The organism is Caballeronia calidae (assembly GCF_900044055.2).
GTDB lineage: Bacteria > Pseudomonadota > Gammaproteobacteria > Burkholderiales > Burkholderiaceae > Caballeronia > Caballeronia calidae.
In genome coordinates this window covers 1-4,865 of the sequence record NZ_FCOX02000173.1, presented here as the reverse complement: position 1 = coordinate 4,865, position 4,865 = coordinate 1, and the positions used below count along the sequence as shown (strand labels likewise).

The 4,865-nt window shown below is 49.4% G+C and carries 3 protein-coding genes and 1 pseudogene; 2 read left to right on the top strand and 2 right to left on the bottom strand.

From position 1 onward, the window contains the following. A partial coding sequence (locus AWB78_RS49065) for a hypothetical protein (RefSeq protein WP_232478113.1) occupies positions 1 to 254 on the top strand: 254 nt, incomplete at its 5' end. A 178-nt stretch (positions 255 to 432) separates the two neighbouring features. Here the strand turns inward: AWB78_RS49065 and AWB78_RS41410 are convergent. After that, complete coding sequence (locus AWB78_RS41410; RefSeq protein WP_157697861.1) at positions 433 to 2,775, bottom strand: hypothetical protein; 2,343 nt, start codon at positions 2,773 to 2,775, stop codon at positions 433 to 435. 604 nt (positions 2,776 to 3,379) lie between these two features. Between AWB78_RS41410 and AWB78_RS44750 the strand changes: the two are divergent. Beyond that, a pseudogene (locus tag AWB78_RS44750) lies at positions 3,380 to 3,517 on the top strand (transposase domain-containing protein); the annotation flags it as partial. Between the two features lie 200 nt (positions 3,518 to 3,717). Here the strand turns inward: AWB78_RS44750 and AWB78_RS41405 are convergent. Further along, a partial coding sequence (locus AWB78_RS41405; protein ID WP_157697860.1) for a hypothetical protein occupies positions 3,718 to 4,865 on the bottom strand: 1,148 nt, incomplete at its 5' end.

The window sequence follows — 4,865 nt, the reverse complement described above, 5'->3', positions numbered from 1 at the left end:
CGCAGCATCGCAGCGCTCAGGCGCCGCGCGTCCGCACTCTTCAGGATCGAGGCGAGCTGGGCTTCGCATACAGCCTGATACAAGCGAGCCCTCGCACCGCTGCCGGAGAGTTGCCGATCTTTAACTGGCTGCGCTGTTATCTGCCGCTCGTGAGTGGGATGGCGTCTCACAATACATTGGAACGCGGATTCGCGGCATTTCTGCACGGCATTTTTATATTCTATAATAATCCGCGCATGTCAGATCCACCGTAAGCATCTAACGACGGCCGTTTTGTGAATGAACTGCCGCTGGGCGATTCTGATACCCATCAGAAATCTGATGGGTAATATTTTGATGGACATCAGGAAACGCGGACGCCGTCGGGGCTCGGAGCAGTTCTAATCATCTGATCTTTACTTGCCCCCATCCTTATCGCGACAAAACTGCAAATCACCCCTCGTTCTCTGATCTCGCCACGCGTGCCATCATTTCCTCAATTGTTTTTAACAGCGCCTGTTTTTCCAATGATTTAAATTCATTTAAATTTACTTCACTTCTCAAGATGCCAAGGAGGTTCTTTTTATTGGAATGTTCAAGCTCATATCCACTCTTGGCGATAGCCTTCATGATTTCGATACGATTTTCAGTGGGAAGGCGTTTTGAAAGCTGTAGTATTTTAATGGCCGCAAAGATAGGATCGTCCGATCTCGAGATATGCAGCGCAAGTTCCGCCAAGTTCTTTGCTATTACCCTTTCATTCCCAATTTTTTCTATTTCCTCCAATATTGAATAAATTTCATTTGTTATCGTCTTATTTGCTTTATATTGATCGAGACTTGACGTTATTGCGAGAAGCAATTCGCCCTGGACGCTGGGCATATGTTCGCCGGTTGCTCGAATAAACCGTTCAAAGTCGTCCGCGACGACTTTATCGGGCAGGCAAGTCGACTCGATGATGTCCTGCTTGAAAATGTAATACAGCAGCTTCTTCAGTTTGTCCTTGTCGTGTTCGAACAACTTCGGGTAGGCCGTAATGGTGTCGACATTGCTCTCAAATAGCTCCTTTCTGACGTTTGCCGAGAACTTATTCAACACCACGTTGTATTGATCAGGCGAGAGATCGGGCTGGAGCATCAGGCTAGCCAGGAACGCTGCTTGATCTGTAGCGTGCAGTGCGTGGCTCAATTTCAAGAGTTGATTGAAGGCGGAATCCCGCTGCTTCTCGGGCAGGGCCGAAAGGGCCCGAGCCGCATTGGTCAATGCTTCGCCTCGCGCCTTCGACAAGGTGGACGGCAGCTCCCCTTGCCACGATAATCTCGTCGGATCGAGCAAGCTGATCCAGCCAAGCAGGTTTTCAAAAGCTTCCAGCCGTAGCTCCTTTGGCACATGAGCCAGCTGCTCTGCTAAGGCACCTACTGCTGCAGCTTGCATTTTCTTGGGTAAGGCACAGATCTGAGCCGCCACCTTTCTAAAGGCATCTAGACATTCGTCTGCCGGTAGGTGCTTTAGGTTTTTTGCCAAGGTGGTCAGCGAATCATTTCGTACCTCTACCGGCGTTAGGGAAGTTATCTGATCCCAGAGTTTGTCAAACGCCTTGCCGCGCCTGTTTTCCGGCAAGGCAGAGAGGCACCCGGCCAAGTCAGCCAGCAGCGAACTCTTCTCTGTCGCCGAGAGCGACGACGTGTACCTTATCAAGCGACGCAGCGTTGTAAAGAACACCTCCGCCGCGTCTCCCGAAAGTGACGGCAGGGTTCGTATCAGGGCAGCTATCAGGCTTGTTGCTCGCTCCGAAGGCAGCTCGTCGAACTGCTTTTGCAGAGCCAGGTGGCTGATCTGCTTTAGCAGCGCATAAAAGGCCATGATGCGAGAGCCATTCGGCAAGTAAGGCAGGCCTCGGGCCAGCGCCGCCACCGCTTCGTCCTGCTGCACCGGCTCCAACTTTTTGACCTGTTCCAACAATGCATCAAACCTGGAGGATCGATCTATTTCCGGAAGGGCGTGCAGGCTTGTGGCCAAGACCGTCAATAGCTGGCGCCGCCCGGCTGGAAGCAGTCCGTCGAGCTTTTCCCACAACGCATCAAAGGCGTTGGTGCGGTCGTATCGCAGCAGTGAGGGGACGTTCTTGGCCAAAGTATTCAGCCGATTACTGACGAGCGTCGGGTCGAGATCGCTATTCTTTATTCTAACTGGATCAGTGGTCTGATCCAGGAGTTCGTCAAAAAATTCATTTCGCCCCGAGCGTGAAGCGTCAATCTTCGATAACTGATTCGCCAGTATCTCGAATACCGCGATTCTCAGATGGTTTAAATTTTCCCCCTCTTGCCGGGAGATTTTCCTATCGACGGAGTTTGACTTATTTAGAGCGTCATCAATGTTTTGAGGTTTAAGAAGATCATCTAGTTTCCGAGCAACAAGGATCGCTTGGGTGGCTGACACGGAATCTAACTTGCCTAGCACTTTCTCAATACCTTGTCTACCTGAAGCGGTGGCGTGGACAACTGCTCTGACGAAATCCTCTGCATTGTCCAGATTTTCTTTGAACGCCTGCGATACGTGTCGGGATAAATTTTGACCTGGGACAATTGGAGCACGCTGTACAAACGTATTTTTTAAGTTGGACGTTTTGATTTTTCCTATCGGATCAAGGAATTGTAGCACGTTCGCCATCTGCGCCTTCTTGAGACTCTTAAGGCCTTGGGTCGGCCTGCCAGAGGAAAAAGGTTTTTTCGAATCAATCTCGGCGCTCACAATAGAATCAAGACGAGTTTTGCAGCAGATTTTCGGTGATTTCATAGCTAATAGGTCGCAATAAGAAATAAATAGTAAGGATCTAAGCTCAATAGAAAGTGAATCCGTATGGTTATCCCAATTAGGCAACGAGCAACTGAGATTCGCGCGATATAGCAAAGAGATTGGATTGGAATTGCCAGGTTGTTGCCGTACGGTCGGCGGTTATCATGGCCAGCCACGGGATCACATTGATTTCGACAGCGGATTCCAGAAGGGTAGACCGCAGCAGTGTGCTGATAATCTACCCAACGATATAATCGGCACACGACCGCCGTGCATGTACTCCAATCCGGCCTTGACCTGTCCGTCATCGCATTGTCGCTGGGGCACGAAAGTCCCTCGACTACACATGGGTACATGGAACCCGATCTCACCATGAAAGAGCGCGCGCTGCACAACATTCAACCGCCGTATGTAAAGAACCGTAGATATCGGCCGCCAGACCGTCTTCTTCAGTTCCTGGAGTCGCTGCCATTATGCGTAGCTTGCTTGCCGGGCCGAAAATCCTCTGGAACCAGCCCGGTGACTCGCAAAGCATTGTCGCAAACGACCCGGCGCTGCGTAATTTGCGGCTGTGCATTCTTCCGATTATACCGAATTCTGACGTCTGTTCGGCGATTGCAAGCTCAACGGTATCAATCCGCGCAACGATCTCGAATATGTGTTGACCCATTTCGCCGATCACCAAGTCAACCGCATCGAAGAGCTCCTACCCTGGAAATGTGGGCCCCAAGCTTCGCGATAGGGCCGCCCGTCCTGCCTCAACCTTCTGCTTGCCTGGTCGATCGAAGATCCTGCCCACGATCGCCGACTATGCCTCATTTACGCGCGTCACGTCGAGAACGTCCCGCGCGAGCCGCTTGGATCCATCGTCAGTTACTGCTACGTCGCGCTCAGGAAATTCGGTCCGATGAAGCAGAAAATTATTTGACACGGGAAGTCATATCAATCCATGTGTGAATCGAGAGCCGCGAGGATCTCGCTCTGCTTTTCAGTAGTCAACGACTCGACTGCCAATTTTAGCTTTTGACGAAGCATTTCTTTGCTATCAAACTTCAAATAATAGCCGCTTCTAGCGACGGCCTTTATGACAGCCACGCGCTCAGCGTCCAAAAGTTGACCTGCGAGATTTAATATCTTTTCAGCGATTGTAACCGGGTGATTTGATCGGCTAATGTCATGCGCCATTTTTTTTAGAATTTTCGGCTCATCTTGAATGCCAGCGAAATTTTCAATTACATCAAGCAAACCATCCATCTCCGCTGTTATCGCCTTTCCAGGCTGATAATGATCCAGATTGCTTACTATCGCTGAAATAAGTCCATGCCGATCATCCGGGTGAAGGCTCTTAGTCGAATTAAGGAATGATACAAACAATTTTGCTCGATCGGCATCGCTCTCTATCTCCGACAGGCGAATAATGTGTTTATAAATTTTACAAAAAAGTTTACATTGATCATTGCGATCAAAGCGCGTACATATCTCCTCGGTTATCTTGATGTTAAATAATTCTGGTTGCAATTGGATGTTTTCAATAATTTTGGTCGCAGCATCCAAGGACTTGCTCTTGCAGGCAATTTCGAAGTTTTGCAAAATTTGCAAATCAAGCGAGATGCCTTTAATGGACGCAATTAGGCCATCAATTTTTAGATCAAACTTCCCGTCAATAAAAGTCGGGTCGAGTTTAATGGCATTGGCGCAATCATTAACGGCCTTTAATACTTTGTTTTTGTCTTCGTCATTAAAATCAGAAATCAAAGTCCTTACAAGATCAAGGTATGCCTGTACTGCTTTTGGCGAGGCGTGCTTTAACATCCTGAGACAGGTGCGTCGCGTGCCTCCAGTCAGGAGCAACTGCATGTTGTCGACTGAAAATTGAGCGTATTGTATGCATTGCATTAAATCAGGAAACGCGCTGTCATGCCCATTTGCCAATGCCATCGAAAGGACGGATGCGCCGTTACTATCTTCCTCCAAAAGCTGAGCCTGGATGTCAGCCCGATCAGTAATATCCGCCGCGGCTAGCATCGTCAGGTAAGCGCTGATGGGCGGGGGGCTATGATCCATCACTCGGTGGAAGGTGGTTTTTCCCT